This is a genomic window from Vibrio sp. PSi01 (assembly GCF_054960695.1).
Genome location: NZ_JBHNYN010000004.1, coordinates 158,930 through 179,904, shown reverse-complemented (window position 1 = coordinate 179,904; position 20,975 = coordinate 158,930). Strand labels below are relative to the sequence as shown.

The 20,975-nt window shown below is 44.4% G+C and carries 21 protein-coding genes; 15 read left to right on the top strand and 6 right to left on the bottom strand.

Annotation, left to right across the window (positions count from 1 at the left end):
* Positions 1-2: 2 nt before the first annotated feature.
* Positions 3-947, top strand: coding sequence for an ABC transporter substrate-binding protein (locus tag ACFI6G_RS07975; RefSeq protein ID WP_462710228.1), 945 nt, complete (start codon positions 3-5; stop codon positions 945-947).
* Positions 948-1,062: 115 nt separating this feature from the next.
* Here ACFI6G_RS07975 and ACFI6G_RS07970 read toward each other — a convergent pair whose 3' ends face one another.
* A complete protein-coding gene (locus ACFI6G_RS07970) occupies positions 1,063-1,272 on the bottom strand; it encodes a DUF2986 domain-containing protein (protein ID WP_008219706.1) in 210 nt (69 codons plus the stop codon).
* A 97-nt stretch (positions 1,273-1,369) separates the two neighbouring features.
* On the opposite strand from ACFI6G_RS07970, the gene ACFI6G_RS07965 reads away from it, so the two are divergent.
* The gene (locus ACFI6G_RS07965) at positions 1,370-1,885 is read left to right on the top strand and encodes a GNAT family N-acetyltransferase (protein WP_462710227.1); all 516 of its coding nucleotides are present in this window, start codon (positions 1,370-1,372) and stop codon (positions 1,883-1,885) included.
* Between the two features lie 3 nt (positions 1,886-1,888).
* Positions 1,889-2,284, top strand: coding sequence for a nitrous oxide-stimulated promoter family protein (locus ACFI6G_RS07960; protein ID WP_462710226.1), 396 nt, complete (start codon positions 1,889-1,891; stop codon positions 2,282-2,284).
* A 108-nt stretch (positions 2,285-2,392) separates the two neighbouring features.
* On the opposite strand, the gene ACFI6G_RS07955 is transcribed toward ACFI6G_RS07960, so the two are convergent.
* Entirely contained in the window at positions 2,393-3,790 is a 1,398-nt protein-coding gene (locus ACFI6G_RS07955; protein WP_462710225.1) for an MATE family efflux transporter, read from the bottom strand.
* A gap of 50 nt (positions 3,791-3,840) precedes the next feature.
* Between ACFI6G_RS07955 and ACFI6G_RS07950 the strand changes: the two genes are divergently transcribed.
* The 3 genes from ACFI6G_RS07950 to ACFI6G_RS07940 all read left to right on the top strand — a co-directional run bounded on the left by ACFI6G_RS07950 (position 3,841) and on the right by ACFI6G_RS07940 (position 5,797).
* A complete protein-coding gene (locus ACFI6G_RS07950) occupies positions 3,841-4,734 on the top strand; it encodes a helix-turn-helix domain-containing protein (RefSeq protein WP_462710224.1) in 894 nt (297 codons plus the stop codon).
* A gap of 220 nt (positions 4,735-4,954) precedes the next feature.
* Positions 4,955-5,314: a winged helix-turn-helix domain-containing protein gene (locus ACFI6G_RS07945; RefSeq protein WP_016767178.1), complete on the top strand. Its 360-nt coding sequence runs from the start codon at positions 4,955-4,957 to the stop codon at positions 5,312-5,314.
* Positions 5,315-5,461: 147 nt separating this feature from the next.
* A complete protein-coding gene (locus ACFI6G_RS07940) occupies positions 5,462-5,797 on the top strand; it encodes a winged helix-turn-helix domain-containing protein (protein ID WP_010429772.1) in 336 nt (111 codons plus the stop codon).
* A gap of 166 nt (positions 5,798-5,963) precedes the next feature.
* Here ACFI6G_RS07940 and ACFI6G_RS07935 read toward each other — a convergent pair whose 3' ends face one another.
* Positions 5,964-7,115, bottom strand: a complete 1,152-nt coding sequence (locus tag ACFI6G_RS07935) for an MFS transporter (protein ID WP_010429769.1) — start codon at positions 7,113-7,115, stop codon at positions 5,964-5,966.
* 270 nt (positions 7,116-7,385) lie between these two features.
* A complete protein-coding gene (locus ACFI6G_RS07930; protein WP_065099661.1) occupies positions 7,386-8,411 on the bottom strand; it encodes an AraC family transcriptional regulator in 1,026 nt (341 codons plus the stop codon).
* A gap of 389 nt (positions 8,412-8,800) precedes the next feature.
* Here ACFI6G_RS07930 and ACFI6G_RS07925 point away from each other — a divergent pair, with 389 nt between their 5' ends.
* Positions 8,801-10,402, top strand: coding sequence for a long-chain-fatty-acid--CoA ligase (locus tag ACFI6G_RS07925; RefSeq protein ID WP_462710223.1), 1,602 nt, complete (start codon positions 8,801-8,803; stop codon positions 10,400-10,402).
* Positions 10,395-12,062 carry a GMC family oxidoreductase gene (locus tag ACFI6G_RS07920; protein ID WP_462710222.1) on the top strand — a complete coding sequence of 556 codons (1,668 nt, stop codon included), beginning with the start codon at positions 10,395-10,397 and terminating at the stop codon, positions 12,060-12,062. The genes ACFI6G_RS07925 and ACFI6G_RS07920 overlap by 8 nt, the downstream gene beginning before the upstream one ends.
* A 109-nt stretch (positions 12,063-12,171) precedes the next feature.
* Here ACFI6G_RS07920 and trxC read toward each other — a convergent pair whose 3' ends face one another.
* Entirely contained in the window at positions 12,172-12,606 is a 435-nt protein-coding gene (trxC, locus tag ACFI6G_RS07915; protein WP_462710221.1) for a thioredoxin TrxC, read from the bottom strand.
* Positions 12,607-12,728: 122 nt separating this feature from the next.
* On the opposite strand from trxC, the gene ACFI6G_RS07910 reads away from it, so the two are divergent.
* The 5 genes from ACFI6G_RS07910 (at position 12,729) to ACFI6G_RS07890 (ending at position 16,767) form a co-directional block, all read left to right on the top strand.
* Entirely contained in the window at positions 12,729-13,826 is a 1,098-nt protein-coding gene (locus ACFI6G_RS07910) for a ketoacyl-ACP synthase III (RefSeq protein ID WP_016785269.1), read from the top strand.
* A 32-nt stretch (positions 13,827-13,858) separates the two neighbouring features.
* Positions 13,859-14,323: a GNAT family N-acetyltransferase gene (locus ACFI6G_RS07905; RefSeq protein WP_462710251.1), complete on the top strand. Its 465-nt coding sequence runs from the start codon at positions 13,859-13,861 to the stop codon at positions 14,321-14,323.
* A gap of 109 nt (positions 14,324-14,432) precedes the next feature.
* On the top strand, positions 14,433-15,665 hold the full coding sequence (locus tag ACFI6G_RS07900; RefSeq protein ID WP_102357851.1) for a glycosyltransferase: 1,233 nt from the start codon (positions 14,433-14,435) through the stop codon (positions 15,663-15,665).
* Between the two features lie 209 nt (positions 15,666-15,874).
* Positions 15,875-16,336 (top strand): YeeE/YedE family protein, encoded by a 462-nt coding sequence (locus ACFI6G_RS07895; protein WP_010429747.1) that lies wholly within the window; start codon positions 15,875-15,877, stop codon positions 16,334-16,336.
* The gene (locus tag ACFI6G_RS07890; RefSeq protein WP_016787649.1) at positions 16,336-16,767 is read left to right on the top strand and encodes a YeeE/YedE family protein; all 432 of its coding nucleotides are present in this window, start codon (positions 16,336-16,338) and stop codon (positions 16,765-16,767) included. Before ACFI6G_RS07895 ends, ACFI6G_RS07890 begins: the two co-directional genes overlap by 1 nt.
* Positions 16,768-16,947: 180 nt before the next feature.
* Here the strand turns inward: ACFI6G_RS07890 and ACFI6G_RS07885 are convergent, their stop codons facing one another.
* Positions 16,948-17,823, bottom strand: a complete 876-nt coding sequence (locus ACFI6G_RS07885) for an endonuclease/exonuclease/phosphatase family protein (protein ID WP_462710220.1) — start codon at positions 17,821-17,823, stop codon at positions 16,948-16,950.
* A 303-nt stretch (positions 17,824-18,126) separates the two neighbouring features.
* Here ACFI6G_RS07885 and nrdD point away from each other — a divergent pair, with 303 nt between their 5' ends.
* Together nrdD and nrdG are read left to right on the top strand one after the other, a co-directional pair.
* Entirely contained in the window at positions 18,127-20,247 is a 2,121-nt protein-coding gene (nrdD, locus tag ACFI6G_RS07880; RefSeq protein WP_462710219.1) for an anaerobic ribonucleoside-triphosphate reductase, read from the top strand.
* A 174-nt stretch (positions 20,248-20,421) separates the two neighbouring features.
* Positions 20,422-20,889: an anaerobic ribonucleoside-triphosphate reductase-activating protein gene (gene nrdG, locus ACFI6G_RS07875; RefSeq protein ID WP_010429735.1), complete on the top strand. Its 468-nt coding sequence runs from the start codon at positions 20,422-20,424 to the stop codon at positions 20,887-20,889.
* Positions 20,890-20,975 lie beyond the last annotated feature (86 nt).

Below are 20,975 nucleotides of genomic sequence, written 5' to 3'. Positions count from 1 at the left end.
TCATGACTTGTTTAATGAATCGTATCACTAGCTCAATAAAACTTATCGCTAGTTCAGCAAAAACAGCGGCTCAAGTAGGTGTGCTTGGTAGTGTGTTAATAGCTGGTTCTGTGATGTCACTGAACGTGAATGCAGAAGATATTCTAACGAGTACACCTGTAACCTATGCACTAGCGACAGAGCTAACCAAAGGCACGGACATTACGACCGAATATCTACCACCGAAGCGCTACGGTATTGACCGTCTGCCGAATTGGTTCGGTACCAAGGGCGCAAGTAAAGTGCTTCAATCGGGCGAAAAGGCGACCGTTGCGGTAACGCTGTCATCGATCTGGCAAGCCGACCCTACGTTTGTATACGCAAGACAAGGCAATATCCGCTTAGTTGAGGTTGATGCGGCTCAAGCGATTACACCGCGAGCACAGGGTGTTGCAGCACTTACATTGTCGAATGGTGATGTGTCTAAATATGCGTGGTTAAACCCGACCAACTTAACGCGTATGGCGGCGATTGTGGCTGACGACTTTAAGTTGTTGTGGCCTGCGCAAGCTGAAACGATTGATAGCAATTTACAACGCGTGATGTTGGATGTTCGTGAACTGATCAACAAGCAGCAAGCAGTATTGCTAGATAACGACGTAGATTCAGTATTGCTGCTTTCAGAAAGCTTGGAAGATTTCGCCTCTGGCAGCCAACTGTTTGTTGAAGATCGTATGTTCAAAGCTGAACTGGAATGGACAGAGGAAGACACAGCGAAGTTAAAAGCGATGTTTTCGGAAGATGATGCTCTATGGTTAGTCACAGCGAAAAAGCCAAGCAATTTGATTAAATCATTGGTACCGAATGAGCGTATCTTAGTGGTGGATTCTGTTGATCGTTGGGGTAGAGCAGGGATTAATGGAAAAGCACCGTTTGCCCGCTGGGAAGTGCAGCCATTCAAAGGCTAATCAGCGTGATTACAAATGGTAGGATCAAAAAAGCAGCCCAAATAGAGGCTGCTTTTTTTGTTCTTGTCTGTTGGCTCTGAAAAGAGTGTCAGACAAGAGGGCTGCGAGTTTAAACTTACTCTGCAGCTTTTGTCTCTTCAGCTTCAACAGTTGTTTCTACTGAACCTTCAGCTTGCTCTTGAGCTGCTTTCGCTTGTTCTTCAGCTTCCATTTTTGCGCGGTCAGCTTTAGAAATGTAGCGAGGCTTGTTGCTACTATGCAGTTTAGAATTCGCCTGTTTCTGCTTCTTTTTTAGAATTTGATTGATTTTTTTCTTACGGTTCATTGCTGCATAGCCTTGTATTTAGTTTAGGCGGTGGAGGATAATCATTTTAGCTCTAGAACTCAATATTTACATGGTATTCAGCAAGGAAAATATCACTATGCAGGCAGTCGAGACCGAACGTTTAAGATTAAGAATGATCACACCTCAAGATGCGACGTTTATTCAACGATTATACAGCTCAGAAGATTTCTTGCGTTACATCGGTGATAAGGAAATCAATGACACTGACAAGGCTGTCGAGTACATCGAAAACAACATTCTTAAGATGCACGAAGAGAAGGGTGTTTGTTTGTTGATGGTTGAAATCAAGGAGACTTCAACGCCAATTGGTATCTGCGGACTAATCAAAAGGGATACCTTAGAGTCGCATGATATTGGCTACGGGTTTGTTCCTGAGTTTTATGGTCAAGGCTTTGCCCAAGAAGCAGCAAAGGCGATAATTGAACAAGCTAAGCAGAATGCTGATATCGATCATTTAGTTGCCATCACAACCTCTGATAACATTCGAAGTATCGCATTACTGACTAAGTTAGGTTTTGTGTTCGAGCGAGTTGAAGATGTGATCAGCGAAAGCGTTAATCTCAACCTGTACGGTTTCTCATTAGGTAATTAAAACATGTTCCAACATAACAATATTCTACAAGGCGAGCTTGCAACGGAGTACAAAACCGTTATTGCGATGGTGCACATCTATTGCAAAGATCACCACGGTGAAGTTCGTCAGAATAACGCGTTATGTGAGGAGTGTGAGCAGCTGTTGCGTTATGCCGAAACACGGCTGGATAGATGTCCTTATGGCGAAGCAAAACCGACCTGTAACAAGTGTCCGATTCACTGCTATAAACCCGATCCGAAAGAGCAAATGCGTTTAGTGATGCGCTATGCCGGGCCAAGGATGCTATTTAAGCATCCGATATTAGCGATCAGGCATTTGATTCATGAGAAGCGGAAAGTACCCGAAAAACCGCTGCCGAATGTGTCGAACCGCCATATCCGAATGAACAAGAAGTAACTGGCGCTTTAAAGTAATTCCTAAAGAAACGAAAAAGGTCTGATTTCTCAGACCTTTTTGATGTAGATACGTTTTATCTAAGCTCGAATATAGCCAGGTAACTCAAACTTACGCAGCTTGTGGCTCTTCGTAGGTCACCGTTAGGTTGTTGATCCATCGTCTGCTCAAGTAACGGTGTGAACAGATAGCCAATTTCACCACTTCTTCTACTAACATCAGACCATAGATGTATTTGAAGTCCCATCCAGCGACAAACGCCCCATAAACACATACTGGAATGCCCACCATCCACATCGCGATGAAATCCATACGAAGGCAGAACGCGTTATCACCACCAGCACGAATAATACCGTTAATGATCACCATGTTGAGCATGCGAATCACAACCGCAAAGCACATGATCATCATTGCAGGGGAAGCGAGCGGGTATAAAGCGTCAGTGGTCAGGTTTAGCCATGATAGAACATGCTCTTTACCCATAAACAGCATCAAACCGACAACCGCACCAAAAACAACTACGGCTTTGATGAAGGTCAGACCCATACTCATAGCGTCATCAAACTCATCACGACCGAGTGAGTGACCAAGCAGTACAGAACACGCAACCGAGATACCAAAGAATATTGAGTAACACAGCGACTCAAAAGGCGCGAGCATTGAGAAGACTGCGAGCTCCGTTGTGCCCATGTGACCAAATATCATTTGGTAAGCCATAGTACCCATTGCCCATAAAACGGCATTCATGGTCAGCGGCAGAGCAATACGACGGTAAGACAACCACAATGACGGACGATGTGGTGAGCTAGGCGTGGTTAACAACCAGTGGTTACGCATACGCATGTAGCCATACATCAAGCCCACTTGAATCAAGCGCGCTAGGGTGGTTGCTAATGCCGCACCTGCAACACCCATCGCTGGAATACCGAAGGCACCTTTGATGAGCACGAAGTTAAGTGCGATGTTGAGGGCAATCGTCACCGCACCAAGCAATAGTGGAGTTACGGTGTCACCTGATGAGCGCATGCTTGCCTCTACCACGACGACAATGTGAGTCAGCAGAAGGACAGGGAATCCATACCAAAGGTAAGTCGCACCAAGTTCAATCACAGTTTGATCGCTGGTTTGCAACATCATCAAAAACTGAGAACCAAGAGTGATGATTGCCGTTACAGGCAGCAGAACTTTTAAGCCAAATACCATTGCGATAGATGACACTGTGCGCGCGCTTTTGCGGTCGTTCTTTCCCCAATATTGAGCGACTAATGTTCCGTTTGCTGAGGCCAACCCTGCCATAATCATAATAGCAACGAAGTGCCATTTTGATGCAATTCCCACAGCGGCAGCTGCTTCCATGCCAAAACCACTGACCATTAAGACGTCAGCAAGGGCAAGAATAGCAACCAGCGCGCTTTGCAAAGCAACAGGCAAACCAAGTTTAACGATACGAGGTAATATGCTCTCTGGCTTGTTATTCATAGATGAGTTAGGGTTGATGTTAGTTGTCATAAGCTCTCCGATTTATGGCAGAACTATAGTGATTTGAGCGAAGTAACAACATGTTTAAAAAACAACAAAACCTGTGCGAATCCGTCATTGATACCATGAAGCCTAAATCAACGTGGCAAGATGATGTTTTTCTCGCGGAACAATGTAAAGAACGTTTTTTGACCGTTGAAGATATCCCAGAAATGAAAAGCTGCGGTGTTTACATGGGTGGTATGGCAAAGCTGCATGATGCGTATTGGGTTGAACGCGAATCTGTGAATGTTCATACCTTGATTTTTACTCAAGAAGGGGGCGGAATCCTTACCACCGCAACCTCAGTACAAGCGATTACGCCATACACGCTGGTGGTTCTTCCCGCTGGAACGCCATTTCGCTTTGAACTTGATCCTCAATACAACTATTGGAAAATGGCTTGGATGCTGACGCCTGATACCCCGCAGTGGCAACATATCGCGAGCTTGGGTCAGAGCATTGTGCCTTTCGGCGAGTGCGAACAAATCTGGTCACTAATGAACTTGGTTCACTTTGAAATCGGCGGCAGGGCAAGTTACAGAAAGCTACTGATGAGTGAAATCATCCGCACGTTAACAGGGTTTGAACCTAAATCGACCAGCACCACGGCACGTGTTCAGGCGTTATACAACGAAATCGAGAGCAGTCTGCATTTAGCGTGGACAGTAGCAGGCATGGCCGAGCGTGTTTTTATCAGTGAAGAACAGTTAAATCGAGTCACGAAGTCGCTGTTTAATGTTTCTCCGCGCAGCAAATTGATTCAGCTGAGAATGGACAAAGCGACCAGTTTGTTGAAGCAACAAGATTGGTCGGTGTCGATGATAGCCAATCGTCTGGGTTATAAAGACCCATATAACTTCTCACATCGGTTTAAAAAGCACTTTGGTTTATCGCCAAGTCAATATCGCAAGCGTAATCAAACCTCGGATTAGACCTTTGGTCTGCAGTTTCGGGTCTTGGAATCTAAATCAGACATTTGTGCGACTACTATTTTACCCGAGGATATAAGGCGATGTTCAGTATCAGCGTGTAATAATTGATCTAAGCAGTAAAAGTACGGTATTGAGATGTTTATCAGTTTAGTATTTTTACTCTATTATGTAATATCGTAAACATTTAAGAATACGTCTACTTATGCAATACGAGGTATATATGGAACAACTTACCAACGAATTAGGTGATTTTGTGCTGCCGTCCAAACTTGTTTTAAATAATAGAGAGTTTCAATCAGGTACTAAGATTGTTAGAAAACAGGGTTGCGGGTCGATTATTGGGACGCTCTCAGAACCTCACCGTAAAGTATTGTTCTATCTATACCAAAATAAAGGGCAAGTGGTCAGCAAGCAAATTTTGAAGAGTGTTGGTTGGGCTGGTAAAGCTGTCACGTCTGCCTCAGTGCTTGTCGCTATTTATGAGATCAGAAGGATTCTCGATTGTCGCTGCATTCAAACTGTTTCAAATGAAGGTTATGTTATGGAGCAAAGAAATAATCCTCTATTGATATCCTGTTAATATTTTAATAATAAAAATTTAATCTCTTTACCGTACGAGTTCCATTGATTATCGTCATTTTTAAAACGTCCACTTATAAGCGACGTTATATTAAAAATACCGAATCTGACTTTGTCGCTGGCTATATAGTAAGGGAATTATATAAAAATGGACTCTTATCCTGCATTAGAAACGAACCACTCTGAAAATAACGTAGTAATTGAACTCAATGGTAAGATAGTTGAACTCCACACCAAGCTCATTCGAAACGTAGAAAATGGATATGTGTTAGCAACGCTGCCGTTAGCCTATCGAAAAATTATTCTATTTATGAATCGACATCGTGGTGAATTATTCAGCGTTGGCCAATTAAAAAAGATTGGTTGGGAGAACGAAAAAGTGACTAACTCGTCTGTGATTGTCGCAATATCTGAAATTAGATCGTTATTCGGAGACGGTTTGATCATTACGATTACAGGTGAAGGATACGTATTCCAACCTTAACTTTGTTCTATTTTATGATCTTGGTAGTCGATCTTTCCGCCAGATGACCAACGACAAAGGGCCCTTAGTTTAGACGAAAAGTCATAACTCAGAGCCCCAAATTTCACTGTTAATCAACGATGTTTTTTCATACCGAGTTGTCGATTTTATTTCTTATATACAGGGGTTACTCTCCTGCGATCTGAAGTGGAGAACGCTTTAGGCTCGCAATTAACATGTAAATTGTTGTCGCTAACAGAGACGCAAACAGATAAGTGAATAACCCTGCTTGTGAACTCATGAAGGTGTCAGCAATCAATGGGCCAGCAACAGAACCGATGCTGTAGCAAAGCAGCATGATTTGAGTTACGGAAACCAAGTAGCTTGGATCTAAGTTACGACAGCCTAAGTTAATCGCAATAGGGTACAGTGCAAATGTTGCCATGCCCAAAACGAATAGGCTCATACCTAATACGTAGAAATCACGATTCAAAGTTAGCACTGCAATACTTGCTACTCCTAGCAAGCAGAACAAAGCCATCAATAATACTTGTCCGATGTGGTGAGATAACCAAGTCACCATTGGCTGTACAGCCATGCCACCCATGATTACCAAAGCCATCAAACCTCCGATGTCTTCGTGCGCAATGTTACGCTGCGCTAATTCTACTGGCATCAAACCGTAAATAGCACCTAGAGTAAGCCCTGATACGATGCAACCAATTAAAGCGCTGTGGCTCAATTTGCTGATCTGTTTTAAAGACAAAGACTTTGCATCGTGGATCTGTGGAGGTGTCGCTTGGCCGTACATTAATACAATGACCGCACCGAATAAAAGAGTGAACATTGCAATGAACGGCACGCCACCTGTAATTCCAAGGTATCCAATACCAAGCTGACCAACGGCAGAACCGCCGTATAGCGAACACATGTAAACCCCTAAACGTTTCGCACGTTGGGATTCGTCCCCGCTCATTAGCCAAGACTCTACAATCACAAAGATCCCTGCGACAGACACACCCGCAACAAAACGCGCAAGTAGCCATACGGCTTGATGTGGGAGCAATGGCAACACAAGGATCGTTGCGATAAATACGCTAAGCGCCATAACGAATGCATCTTTATGGCCAACACGAGCAATCGTACGTTCGATCAATAGCGTACCCGCGAGAAGACCCGCATAAAAGGCACTCGCCAACCAACTCGATAGGTTACTGTCTAAGCCATACTCAGACAGCATTAATGGTAATGAACTCATTAAGTAGCCTGAAGCGATCGCGTAAAAAGACAATGCAATAACAGGAACAGTTATGCGAGTTGTTGGTTGGATGTTGTCCAATGCAGGAGCCTCTAAATAGTGAAAGAAACGATGAATTTTCCGCGACTATGGGGGAGAAACTGAATTGGGTAAAACGAATAAAAATGGTCGTGAAGATAAAAGAAATTTATCGTGTTTGTTGGCTAAAACACCGTTGTGATATTTCATGTTTTCGCGATATTTTCTGCGGTTAAATAGCCGATAAAGCGTTGTTCAAACGACTATTTAATTTGAAAGACGGAGAGAGGTTCGTTGTATTCATCAGATTTTAATTTAGGGCGTTTAATCGTGTTAGACCACTTCTTTTCGGTATTGTCTGGGCGAGCTTCCACTCCACTTACGAAAGGCATGTCGAAAGTTAGCGCTGTCTGAAAACCCAACGCGCTCAGATATCTCTTCAATGCTCATTTGAGTTGAAGAAAGGTAGTGTCGAGAAAGGTGAAAACGAACGTGGTCAAGTATCTTCTGGTAACTCGTATCGACGGCTTTGAGGTGTCGGCGCAGTGTTCGAGAAGACATCCCCAATTCTGATGAAATAGATTCTATCGAAGGGTAGCATCCGGGTCTCTCTAACAGCATTTGAGAGACTTTTTCTTTTAGGCTTGTTGACGCACTGACTTTTGCCAACATGTCGTCACATGATTTCAGGCACATCTGCAGCGTGATGGTATTGGCGGTAGGAAGAGGCGAGTACAAACTTGTTGCATCAAACTGCCATTCAAGGCGATCACTATTGAATTCAACGGGGCAACGGAAAATCTCTGTGTAGAGGTCGCCGTATTCAGGTTTTGGGTAAGGGAAGCGAATCACTTGTGAGGGGAAGGGTTGTTGCAACACTTCTTCACACAAGCTTTGAATTGCGGTGAACCAGTATTCACAGCAAAAAGGCAGCAGCGAATCTAAATCGATAAGTTGTTCTGCGCGAAAGTGCCCCACGTTGTCTTCAACAGACATGGTTTTTCTTAGTACTGGGCCTGCAAGCTGCATATATTTAAATCCAATCAGCAAAGCATCTAAAAGCGTTTCACTACTGAATACCGCATAACCTAGAACACCAAAGTCGCTAAACCGTGCTTGTTGGCCGACTCTTAACCCTAAACCGCCTTCATCAGTGTTCGCCAATGCGTTACTGAACACCGCCAACTTTTGCGCCAAGGTAATGTGGGTATCTGGCGTGTTGAGTTGCAGAGCATCAATGTTACTGCCTTCCAATAATGCTTCGATATTGAGGGCGGGTGACATATAGCGATGCAGTAATTGAAGATCAAGAATACCGAATGCTTGCATATCGGGTTCGTAGACTGCGGTGTATTCCATAGGATGCCTCTTGTTGAATATTCCCATCTTAACCGAACTTTTTACATTTACGCTTGTCGCCTGTTCTCACTTTCCCAAGCTTGTTCAAACTTTTGCTTTATGTGTGCAAGGTTTTACAAGGCCTGATAAAGCTGTGTCCGAATATCACCGGTATTTGTCTTTTTGAAACCTGTTCGAAATGTTATCAAAATGTTGTAATTTGATGGGTTGCATATTGGAACATCTCAAACATTTTGCTCAATACCTACTGTTTTGCTCAATAAATATTCTTACCTACATGACACACCAATGTGCAGGCTTTGATAGCAACAAAGACAACACTTATTACAACGATTAAAACGTCTAAGGCTAATGTGACCGCTAGGTCAAGCCGAATAAGGAGACCATGGATGCACAATCTTGCTGTTAACTTGGAGCGCAGCGCTTCGCTTTTTCCAACTAAAGCCGCTCTGCGTATGGGATCGGATGAAGTCAGCTTTTCTCAGTTAGAACAACTTTCTGGAAACGTGGCCGCGAATCTAAAAAGACTCGGGTTAAAGAAGGGAGATAAGGTCGCGTTGTCGTGTCCGAACGTCACATATTTTCCAATCGCTTATTACGGGATTCTAAAAGCGGGCTGTGTGGTGGTGCCTTTGAATGTGTTATTCAAGGCCAGAGAGATCGCTTATCACCTTAATGATTCAGATACGAAAGCTTATTTATGCTTTGAGGGCAGTGAAGAGCTGCCAATTGGACGCTATGGATTACAAGGCTTCGAGCAGGCAAATCAGTGTGAACATTTTATTCATATGCCAATCCCAACAAGCTCAGGAACTCCTTCAGAAGCACATCAGCAACATGAATCGATTACCGACTGGATGGCACAACCTTTGGCTTCGTTTGAGTCTGTGGCGTGCAATGGTGATGATACAGCTGTAATTCTGTATACCTCAGGTACTACAGGTCAGCCAAAAGGCGCAGAGCTTTCCCACACCAACATGCAAACCAATGCGATGTCGTCACAGTATTTAATGAGACTGGAATACAGCGATACGACAATGGCCACGCTTCCTCTGTTCCATAGCTTCGGCCAGACAGTGATGATGAATGCGAGTGTGTTAACGGGGTCGACCATGGTGTTGATTCCGCGTTTCGAACCTTCACTGGTGATCGAACAGATCATTAACCATAAAGTAAGCGTATTTGCGGGTGTTCCTACTATGTATATTGCGCTTCTAAAAGCGGGAGAAAAGTCCTCTAGTAGTTTAGAAATAACCAAACGATCTGAACAGGTTAAACATAGCTTAAGGCTTGGTGTGTCTGGTGGTGCGTCTATGCCTCTTGAGGTTATCCGACAATTTGAATCCCGATTCGAACTTCCGGTATTGGAAGGTTATGGTCTGTCTGAAACTGCGCCAGTTGCCACGTTTAATCATATTGATGGTGACCGATTGTCTGGCAGTGTGGGTCAACCCTTATGTGGTCACCTTATAAAGATTACAGACATCCAAGGTAACTCAGTCGCCATGGGTGAACTGGGTGAGGTATGCATCAAGAGTCCAAGTGTCATGAAAGGCTACTATCAAAGGCCAGAAGCCACGGCAGAAGCCATCAGGGACGGTTGGTTCCTAACGGGAGATATCGGACGCACCGATGAGCACGGCAATTTATTCATTGTCGATCGCGTTAAAGACATGATCATCCGTGGTGGTTACAACGTGTATCCGCGTGAAATCGAAGAAGTATTGATGTGTCATCCCGATGTCGAAATGGTCGCGGTGGTGGGTGAATATCATGATCGTCTAGGCGAAGAAATTCATGCCCATGTTGTGCTTCATGAACATACACAACCTGATAGCAAGGCGCTGATAGCTTGGTGTCGTGAGCAATTAGCGGATTACAAATACCCTCGTAAGGTGTTTATTCGTAAAGCGCTACCAATGACGGCGACAGGCAAGATTTTGAAGCGAGAGTTACACCCACTAGAAATAGCGGAGGCAACCAATGGATAGTTATGATTTTATTATTGTTGGCGGTGGTTCTGCGGGTTGTGTCATGGCTTCGCGGCTGTCTGAAGACCCGAATATCACGGTTTGCTTATTAGAAGCGGGTGGTAAAGACAGCAGCCCGTTCATTCATACTCCGGTTGGCGTGGTGGCAATGATGCCAACCAAACTCAACAACTGGGCCTTTGAAACCGTTGAACAACCGGGTTTGAATGGTCGTAAAGGTTACCAACCGAGAGGTAAGACACTGGGCGGTTCTAGCTCTATCAATGCCATGATGTATGCTCGTGGGCACCGTTACGACTATGACACATGGGAAAGCTTGGGTAACACTGGCTGGAATTATGAATCGTGTTTGCCTTACTTTAAGAAAGCGGAAAATAACGAAGTTCACCAAGATGAGTACCATGGCCAAGGTGGTCCTTTGAATGTGGCGAACCTTCGATCGCCAAGCCCGATGTTGGAACGTTACTTAACGGGATGTGAGTCGATAGGGGTTCCTCGTAATAAAGACATCAACGGTGCGGCTCAATTTGGTGCGATGCCGACTCAGGTGACTCAGATTAATGGCGAACGATGCAGTGCTGCCAAGGCTTATTTAACACCAAACCTTTCGAGACCAAATCTAACGGTCGTGACCAAGGCAACCACGCATAAGGTCTTGTTTGAAGGCAAGAAGGCGATTTGTGTCGAATATGGTTCTAACGGCAAGCGTTACCAGATCCAATGCAACAAAGAAGTGATTCTATCCGCTGGTGCCTTTGGTTCCCCCCAATTGCTGTTACTGTCGGGTGTCGGCGCTAAAGGTGAACTAGAGACGCACGGAATTGAGCAGGTTCACGAACTACCCGGTGTGGGCAAGAACCTCCAAGACCATATCGACTTGGTACATTCGTACAAGTGCAGTGAAAAGCGTGAAACTTTCGGTATCTCGTTGCAAATGGCCTCTGAAATGACCAAAGCTTTACCCTTATGGCATAAAGAACGCCGTGGGAAAATGAGCAGCAATTTTGCTGAGGGGATAGGCTTTCTTTGTTCCGAAGATCATATCGCCGTGCCAGATTTAGAGTTTGTATTTGTGGTCGCTGTGGTTGATGACCATGCCCGAAAAATACATACCAGTCATGGGTTTACGTCTCATGTCACCTTGCTACGACCGAAAAGTATAGGCACGGTAACGCTCAATAGTAGTGATCCCTATGATCCGCCTAAGATCGACCCTGCATTTTTCAGTCACCCTGAAGACATGGACGTGATGATTAAAGGCTGGAAGAAGCAGTATCAAATGCTAGAGAGCTCGGCGTTCGATGATATCCGTGGCAATGCTTTTTATCCTGTCGATGCTAATGATCACAAAGCTATCGAGCAAGACATCCGTAACCGGGCGGATACTCAATATCACCCTGTTGGAACCTGTAAAATGGGTATCGCTGATGATTCACTAGCTGTGGTAGATAAAGATCTTAAAGTCCATGGGGTACACAACTTAAGAGTCATTGATGCGTCGGTTATGCCGACAGTAGTCGGGGCCAATACCAATGCGCCAACCATAATGATTGCTGAGAAAATAGCTGATCAGATGAAAGAGCAATATAGCTTGGATAAGAAAGACACTATAAACGAGCAAGGCGCGAATGAAAGCGCAGAACATGAAATGACGGGTTAGAAGCACAGATTAGAGATAACAGGCGTATTTACAATAGGTTAGGGAGCCTTATTCATTAAGGTTCCTTAACCTATTTTGTTTGTTGATTACTGAAAGAATCGAAACAAACTTATTTAGTCAGAGCTTGATTAAGCCATTGATCAAATTGATTTTTTGGTAACGCACCGTTGATCGTGTCGACACGTTTTCCGTCCTTAAATACCATCACAGTAGGAATGCTTCTGATTTGGTACATTGCGGCAAGCTGCTGTTGAGCTTCGGTATCAACCTTAACGAATCGAACATCTCCAGAACGCTCTTTTGCTACGTCGCTGAACACAGGCGCAAAGCCCACACATGGGTTACACCATGTTGCCCAGAAATCGACAACCACAGGTTGTGAACTGTTCAAGATAGATTGGAAATTAAGTGACGTTCCCTCGATAGGAGCGCCATCGAGCAGTGCTGTTTTGCACTTACCACAAGTTGGGCTTTCTGAAATTCTTTCTAAAGGAACTCGGTTTACGCCATTACAAGAAGGGCAGCGTGTGTTGAATGTAGACATAACTTTCTCTTTTTATTGTAACTCCGTTGCTAACGCGATTTACGAATCACGCACGGAGCGCTTATACTGTTTAAAACTAGAATACGATACTTAAATAAAAACAAACAATAAACAGGTAAATGATGACAAAATTTTACGCCGAAATTACTGGCTGGGGAAAGTGTCTACCACCAGCCGTGCTGTCCAATGATGATCTAAGCACTTTCATTGATACGTCTGACGAGTGGATTCGAACTCGAACTGGTATCGAAAACCGTCGTATCAGTCATGTAAATACCTCTGAGCTAGCGACTGTTGCAGCAAAACATGCCATGGCGTGTGCCGGCCTTACTGCCGAAGATATCGACCTCGTGATCATCGCGACGTGCAGCCCAGATTCTCTTATTCCAAATACTGCGTCTAAGGTTCAACAGAACCTAGGCATTAAAAGTGCAGCGGCTTTCGACCTTAACGCAGCGTGTACTGGCTTCATTTACGGTGTTGAAACCGCGACTCGACTTATTCAAGCGGGTAACTACCGCAATGCTATCGTTGTCGGTGCTGAGCGTCTGTCATTCTTCATCGACTGGACCAAGCGTGATACTGCAGTTCTGTTCGGTGATGGCGCTGGTGCAGTGGTTCTATCTCGCACTGAAGAGCAAGTTGGCTTACAAGAAGCTCAGATCGGTTGTGATGCTGAAGGCCGTGATATTCTAGCGGTACCAAAATTCGGTACTTCTATGGACCGCTTTGCCGCTGATAACGGCTACTGGGACTTTGATTTCGTTGGTAAAGAGATCTTTAAACGTGCAGTGAAAGGCATGGGCGCAGCGGCACACACAGTATTGAGCCGCACAGGTATCTCAACCGACAACATTGACGTTGTGATTCCGCACCAAGCGAACATCCGAATCATTCAAACTCTGTGTGATATGGCGGGTATCGATCGCGAGAAAGCGTTTGTTAATATCCAAAACTACGGCAACACATCCGCAGCGACTGTGCCAATCGCATTGTGTGAATCGCTAGAACAAGGTTTCGTTAAGCCTAACGACAACATTCTTGTTGCGGCATTTGGAGCGGGTTTAACGTGGGGTGCTGGCCACATTAAATGGGGTAGCCGTGTTGAACCACTAGGTCAATCAGATGCTAAGCTTCCAGAAGCCGACAAATCTGCGTTAGAGCTTTTAGAAAGAGCCATTTTACACTGTAAAACACACCCGAATTCAGCGAGCGAATAACGCTGATGGATACAGTAACCAAAGTACGTCTTATGACTAAAGCCGACCTAGATGGGGCGGCTTTAGTCCACCAAGCAACGTTTGTTCGACAACAGAACTCAAACGATTGGTTACAATGTAACTTAAATGCCGCGCCACGCTTTCTTAACTTTGTTGCAGAGAGTGAAGGTGAGATCGTGGGTTACATCATCTGGGTTCAGAAGAGTGGGTTTAGACCTGAAGCTGTATTAGAGTTAGAACAACTTGCGGTATTACCAAGCGCACAGGGTAAAGGATTGGGCAAAAAGCTGATTCTAGATTCCCTGCCGCAGGTAAAACAGCATTTGGCGGAGCAAGGCTCAACACTAAAGCATGTTTTAGTGACCACCAGAGCGGATAACTTTGCGCTGAAGCTGTATCAGTCGACATTGGGAGCAGAGGTCGAAACCACGATTTCAAACCTGTACTCTGCTGACGAAGTGCTTATGATAGCTCGCAATGTGGGTGAGCGGATCTGATCGCTGAGTTCTTAGAACCAATTATAATCAGCGGTACAAACCGACCGTCATCGATAAACGTTTAATTAGGGACTAATCTAGTCCCTTTTGTTATTTCTTAGGAAGTGTTTTGAAGAAAGTTTTAGCAATTGGCTACGTTTGGCCTGAACCGAATTCATCGGCGGCTGGCAGCCATATGATGTCACTTTTACGATTGTTCAAGAGACAAGGTTGGTCAGTTGAATTTGCAACGCCAGCTCAAGAAACCGAGCACATGATTGATCTCTCTGAAGAGGACATCACAAGCCAATCTATACAGTTGAATTGCGATAGCTTTGACCAGTACATCGAAGAGCTGCAACCCGATGTCGTGATGTTTGACCGTTTCATGATGGAAGAGCAGTTTGGTTGGCGCGTGGAAAAGGTATGCCCGAATGCGTTTAAGTTACTGGATACGGAAGATTTACAGTTCTTACGTAATGCTCGACACGAAGCGGTTAAGAAAGAGACAGAACTGACTAAAGCGCATTTGTACAGTGACTTGGCTAAACGTGAAATTGCCGCGATTCTACGCTGTGATCTTTCGTTGATCATTTCTAGCTACGAGATGGAACTGCTTCAAGCTGAGTTCAATATCGATCCAAAACTGCTTCATCACTTGCCGTTCATGGTTGATCTCAACACTCTACCTGAAAGCACGAAAAGCTTTGAAGAACGTAAGCATTTCATGACGATAGGTAACTTTAGACACGCACCGAACTGGGATGCCGTACTTCAGTTACAGAAGATTTGGCCGAAGATTCGCAAGCAGTTGCCAGACACTGAACTTCATATTTATGGATCTTACCCGCCACCGAAAGCGACGGCTTTGCATAACCCTAAAACTGGCTTCCATATCAAAGGTTGGGCGAAAAACGCTCAAGAAGTGATGGAGCAGGCTCGTGTTTGTGTTGCACCTTTACGATTTGGCGCAGGCATTAAAGGCAAGTTACTTGATGCGATGAAGCTACAGACTCCGAACGTGACCAGTGAAATCGGCAGCGAAGGCATGTTGCCACAAGGAGAACTGCAATGGCCAGGTGCGGTTGCTGATGATATCGACGAATTTGTTGAAGCTGCAGTTGCCCTTTATAAAGATGAAGAGAAGTGGCTTAAGGCACAAAGCCGATGTCATTCAATCCTTGAAGCGCACTACGAGCAGAATAAACTGGGCGACACATTGATTGAGCGATTGATTGCGTTAGAGTCGGATCTTGAATCTCATCGACTGGATAACTTCTTTGGTTCGATGCTCAAACACCACAGCATGGCGAGCACGAAGTATATGTCCCAGTGGATAGCTGAAAAGAACAAGACTAAGTAGCTTACATAATACAACCAATACAACCGAATTAAATCATAAGCCCTTAGGTTAACGCCTAGGGGCTTTTTTCATGCAGGGCGCTTGTTAATTCCAGACTTACAAAACGACACATACTCGCAGTACATTAGCATTGACTAATTTATATTTATTAGTAAACTCTAATTTATAGGTTGTTATGAGTTTATGATGTTTGTGGATAGGAGAGGTTTGTGCTTAGTTTGATTCCTTGGGATGCTTTTTTCGGCGGCATGTTGTTAGGCGTGTCGGCCATTGTTTTAATGTTGGGGATTGGTCGAGTTGCTGGCATTAGTGGCATTGTCAGCCGATTATTGCCAACTGGCACCAGCAACAAAGAACGTAAAGATGCGGATACAGCAAACACCGAAAAACACTGGCGTATCGCCTTTGTTGTGGGAATGGTCGCAAGTGGTTGGCTATTAATTCCGACGGGCTACCAACTTCCGCAGTTAGAAGAGATGAATCTCGCTTTAGTGATTATTGCTGGCCTTCTGGTGGGCTTTGGTACTAAAACAGCGAACGGTTGTACTAGCGGGCATGGCATTGTCGGAATGGCTCGTTTATCTAAACGTTCTATTGTTGCGACCTGTGTATTTATGGGTGTGGCAATCGTAACCGTGTTTATCAAGAATCTGACTGGCTTGGGGGCATAATGAAAAACGCTTCATTTACTATCGTTATCGGTTTGGTCGCAGGTATTCTTTTTGGCTCTGGCATGATCATCTCAGGGATGGTTGATCCTGAGAAGGTACTCGGCTTCTTAGACATTACCGGTAACTGGGACATTAGTTTGGCATTCGTCATGGGTGGCGCGCTATTGGTCTTTGCACCGTTTTATCATCTGGTCATTAAAAAGCGCGCTAAAGCCATCAATGGCGAGCCGTTAGATAGCCGTAACAATCCGTTGATAGACAGAAAGCTGATTCTTGGATCTACAGCGTTTGGCTTAGGCTGGGGGATTGCAGGCTTTTGTCCAGGCCCTGCGGTAACCAGCCTAAGTGGCGGCAACCCGACGGTGTGGGTGTTTATGATAAGCATGCTGGTGGGAATGTGGCTGGCGGATCGTATGAACAAAACCTGTTAGTAGCAAGCTTATAGCTGATTACATTGGCTTTGACGTTATCCGTTCTGAGCTGACCAAGCATAGAGGTTGACTCGCTTTCAGCACGAAAGTCAGTCAGCCTCTTTCTATATTTACTGTTTCTATTATTTTCAGTTATCTACAATCTGCTGTTATCTACAATCTGCTGTTATCTAAAATCTACTATTTAATAGTCGTTGAAACTGGGCAGTGGTCACTGAGTTTGTAGTCCAGCACATCTTGCGTTTCAAATACCTTTTGTTTCGCAGGAGAAGCATTCAAGGATTTGCTCACCACAATATGATCAATCACTGAACGAAACTGATGTGTACGGTGATTATTGCGGTTTGAGCGTACCTTACAATCTGCTCGAGTTTTTCGTGTTGCCAACTGAGCATCGGTATTTTGCGTCATATCTTTCCACATCCAATCTCTTGAATAGGAGAGGTTATGGTTAAAGTCGCCCAGAATCGCGTAGTCTTCGCCTTTACGTTCTCTTTGCTGTATCCACTTATTCAGTTGTTGAGCTTGGTCTTTGAGCCTTGAACAGTCGCGGTTAGACTTATACGCGCCGCTGCAACCCGCCTTTAAATGCACTGACAACATATGAATTGGTTTTGTGTCCGTTTCTACAACCATATAGCTGGCAAACCTAAGCTTGCTGTTAGCACTCGTTTCTAGAGGAAAGTCAGCGTAGTCAGTGAGAGCGATTCCTTTACGAACCGCGAAGCCCGTATATTGGTTCACTTCTTTGAATTGTCGGTTACTGTTTTTGGGCAATGAACGATCAGACATCAAGGTTTCATATTGATCGCCAGCGATGCGTTGAATGGCATTGACGTCATCGACTTCTTGAAAAGCAACCACATCCGCATCTAAGGATTGGAAATACTGTTCGAGTTTATCGAAATCCGCTTGATCACGTTGGGCAGAAAACTTATTCACAGCCACATTGGTTGATAACCATTCGATATTCCAACTGGATATGGTCAAAGGTTCAGCAAATGCGTGGCTACTGAGTAAGCAACTTAGCATTACCCACTTTTGAAGTCGTTTCATTCCAAATATCCCTAATTTTGTCGTCCAATATAGTTGAGCCGTTATCCTACAACACTTACCAAAAATTCAACTCTTTTTAGCAGTTTTTTTATTGTTGCATTGTTTCTTTTCGACTTGAGAACTCACGTAATAATATTGGATTTATCTTGTTCAGCGTGCGCGTTTTATTGATCCAAATCAATACTCAAAGTTGGTGGTTCTCGTTAAATACGCCACAATATCTAGTGTTAGTTAAACGATAAATCGCTCTATATAGTGTGTTTGTGGATAAGTCTGTGAATACCTCAAGAGTAAGGAGAAGTGGTGAAATCAATCGTAATCAAGCGTGATGGCTCAAGAGCTCCATTCAGTAGAGATCGTATCCAAGCTGCAGTGGAAGCAGCATCAGACAAAGCCGATAAGGAAATTGCTATTTATGCTCTGAATGTGGCATTAGCAGTTGAGTTGAAGCTCGAAGACTACGATGAAGTTCATATTTCTGAAATTCAGACTTTGGTCGAGAATGAGCTAATGCAGGGACCGTATAAGTCTCTGGCTCGTGCCTACATTGAATATCGTCATGACCGTGACATCGCACGTGAAAAGCAAAGCGCTTTAACTCGTGAGATCGAAGGCTTGATCGAAGAAAGCAATGTTGATCTGATCAATGAGAATGCCAACAAAGACGGTAAAGTAATCCCTACTCAGCGAGATTTGCTGGCGGGTATCGTGGCTAAACACTATGCAAAAACTCACATTTTGCCGCGTGACATCGTACAAGCTCACGAGTGTGGTGACATTCATTACCACGATCTAGACTACGCACCGTTCTTCCCAATGTTTAACTGTATGCTTATCGATCTGAAAGGCATGTTAACGCATGGCTTCAAGATGGGTAACGCAGAAATCGACACACCTAAGTCTATTTCTACGGCAACAGCGGTAACAGCGCAGATCATCGCGCAAGTGGCGAGCCACATCTATGGCGGTACTACGATTAACCGCATCGATGAGGTTCTTGAACCTTACGTTATGGCGAGCTACGAGAAGCATTTATCTCTAGCGAAAGAGTGGGAGATTCATAGCCCAGAAGCTTTTGCTATCTCTCGTACAGAGAAAGAGTGTTACGACGCGTTCCAATCTCTGGAGTACGAAGTAAACACGCTGCACACAGCTAACGGTCAAACACCATTCGTAACATTTGGTTTTGGTCTAGGCGAAAGCTGGGGTTCAAAACTTATCCAGCAATCTATCTTGAAAAACCGCATTGCAGGTTTGGGTAAGAACCGCAAAACAGCCGTGTTCCCTAAACTGGTGTTTGCGATTAAAGATGGTTTGAATCACCAGAAGCAAGATCCAAACTACGACATCAAGCAATTAGCGCTTGAGTGTGCGTCTAAGCGTATGTATCCAGACATTCTTAACTACGACAAAGTAGTAGAAGTGACAGGGTCATTTAAAACGCCTATGGGTTGCCGTAGCTTCTTGAATACTTACGAAGAAAACGGTGAGTTGATTCATGAAGGACGTAACAACTTAGGTGTAGTTAGCTTGAACTTGCCACGTATCGCGATTAACGCGAAGCAAGATATGGCTAAGTTCTATGAGCTGCTTGATGAAAAACTGAAGCTGGCTCGTCGTGCTCTAGAAACTCGTATTTCTCGTCTAGAAAACGTGAAAGCGCGTGTTGCTCCAATCCTATATATGGAAGGTGCATGTGGCGTTCGTTTGAAAGCAGACGACTCAATCGCTGATATCTTCAAGAACGGCCGTGCTTCTGTTTCTCTTGGTTACATTGGTATCCACGAAGCGATGACCGCACTTTACGGCACTGACGTTCACCTGTACGACGACGGCGAAATGCGCACTAAAGCGCTTGAGCTGGTGGAGTACATGAAGCGTGAAGTAGAATCTTGGACGAAAGAAACAGGTTACGCGTTCAGCTTATACGGAACACCAAGTGAAAACCTATGCAGCCGTTTCTGCAGCATCGATACCAAAGAGTTTGGTGTGATTGATGGCGTAACAGACCGTGGTTACTACACAAACAGCTTCCACTTAGACGTACAGAAGAAAGTGAACCCATACGACAAGATCGATTTCGAGATGCCTTATCCTGAAATCTCTAGTGGTGGTTTTATCTGTTACGGCGAATTCCCGAACATGCAGAAGAACATCGAAGCGCTAGAAAACGTATGGGATTACAGCTACACACGTGTTCCTTACTACGGCACCAACACGCCGATTGATGAATGTTACGAGTGTGGATATAACGGAGAGTTTGACTGTACAAGTAAGGGCTTTACGTGTCCTAAGTGTGGCAACCATGACTCAACCAAAGTATCCGTAACACGCCGTGTATGCGGTTACCTTGGTAGCCCAGATGCACGACCGTTTAACTTCGGTAAGCAAGAAGAAGTTAAACGCCGCGTGAAGCACCTTTGATCTAACAAAGGATCCTAGTTAAGGTCTGCGATCTTTAGCTCGCTCACTTAGAAGAGCTACGGTTCAAGAAATAAGATTGGTATCGGCTTCATGTCGGTACCAATTCTTTCGTTTCAGTTCTTACAGCACTGCACTTTAACCTATTAAGTAATAACGAGTTTTCAATACTGTCTTATGAATTATCATCAATATCATCCAATCGACGTTGTAAATGGCCCAGGAACACGCTGCACGTTGTTTGTGTCGGGTTGTGTGCACCAGTGTCGCGGGTGTTATAACCAATCGACGCAAAGGTTAGACTCTGGGCATTTGTTCACTCAAGAACTGCAAGACCAAATTATCGCAGATCTCCAGGATCCGCGAATTAAACGTCGTGGGTTATCGCTTTCTGGTGGTGATCCTATGCATCCTGCAAACGTGTCTGAAGTACTGAAGCTTGTTCAGCGTGTGAAAGCGGAGTGCGAAGGTAAAGACATCTGGATGTGGACTGGCTATGAACTCGATGAGCTTGATGATAAGCAGAAGCAAGTATTGGAATACGTTGATACCTTGATTGACGGTCGCTTTGAACAAGATAAAGCAGACCCAATGTTAGATTGGCGTGGTAGTTCAAACCAAATTATTCATCGGTTCCGACTCTAGTAGACTTTCGTTAGTTAACGTCAACCTACATTGGTGCAAATTAGTAGCCTCAACTTCTCTGTTGAGGCTTTTTATGTTATGACGTT

Excerpts from the sequence above, each read along its gene's own strand:
- ACFI6G_RS07975 (WP_462710228.1), top strand. The coding sequence starts at position 3 with ATGACTTGTTTAATGAATCGTATCACTAGCTCAATAAAACTTATCGCT.
- ACFI6G_RS07970 (WP_008219706.1), bottom strand. The coding sequence starts at position 1,272 with ATGAACCGTAAGAAAAAAATCAATCAAATTCTAAAAAAGAAGCAGAAA.
- ACFI6G_RS07965 (WP_462710227.1), top strand. The coding sequence starts at position 1,370 with ATGCAGGCAGTCGAGACCGAACGTTTAAGATTAAGAATGATCACACCT.
- ACFI6G_RS07960 (WP_462710226.1), top strand. The coding sequence starts at position 1,889 with ATGTTCCAACATAACAATATTCTACAAGGCGAGCTTGCAACGGAGTAC.
- ACFI6G_RS07955 (WP_462710225.1), bottom strand. The coding sequence starts at position 3,790 with ATGACAACTAACATCAACCCTAACTCATCTATGAATAACAAGCCAGAG.
- ACFI6G_RS07950 (WP_462710224.1), top strand. The coding sequence starts at position 3,841 with ATGTTTAAAAAACAACAAAACCTGTGCGAATCCGTCATTGATACCATG.
- ACFI6G_RS07945 (WP_016767178.1), top strand. The coding sequence starts at position 4,955 with ATGGAACAACTTACCAACGAATTAGGTGATTTTGTGCTGCCGTCCAAA.
- ACFI6G_RS07940 (WP_010429772.1), top strand. The coding sequence starts at position 5,462 with ATGGACTCTTATCCTGCATTAGAAACGAACCACTCTGAAAATAACGTA.
- ACFI6G_RS07930 (WP_065099661.1), bottom strand. The coding sequence starts at position 8,411 with ATGGAATACACCGCAGTCTACGAACCCGATATGCAAGCATTCGGTATT.
- ACFI6G_RS07925 (WP_462710223.1), top strand. The coding sequence starts at position 8,801 with ATGCACAATCTTGCTGTTAACTTGGAGCGCAGCGCTTCGCTTTTTCCA.
- ACFI6G_RS07920 (WP_462710222.1), top strand. The coding sequence starts at position 10,395 with ATGGATAGTTATGATTTTATTATTGTTGGCGGTGGTTCTGCGGGTTGT.
- trxC (WP_462710221.1), bottom strand. The coding sequence starts at position 12,606 with ATGTCTACATTCAACACACGCTGCCCTTCTTGTAATGGCGTAAACCGA.
- ACFI6G_RS07910 (WP_016785269.1), top strand. The coding sequence starts at position 12,729 with ATGACAAAATTTTACGCCGAAATTACTGGCTGGGGAAAGTGTCTACCA.
- ACFI6G_RS07905 (WP_462710251.1), top strand. The coding sequence starts at position 13,859 with ATGACTAAAGCCGACCTAGATGGGGCGGCTTTAGTCCACCAAGCAACG.
- ACFI6G_RS07890 (WP_016787649.1), top strand. The coding sequence starts at position 16,336 with ATGAAAAACGCTTCATTTACTATCGTTATCGGTTTGGTCGCAGGTATT.
- ACFI6G_RS07885 (WP_462710220.1), bottom strand. The coding sequence starts at position 17,823 with ATGAAACGACTTCAAAAGTGGGTAATGCTAAGTTGCTTACTCAGTAGC.
- nrdG (WP_010429735.1), top strand. The coding sequence starts at position 20,422 with ATGAATTATCATCAATATCATCCAATCGACGTTGTAAATGGCCCAGGA.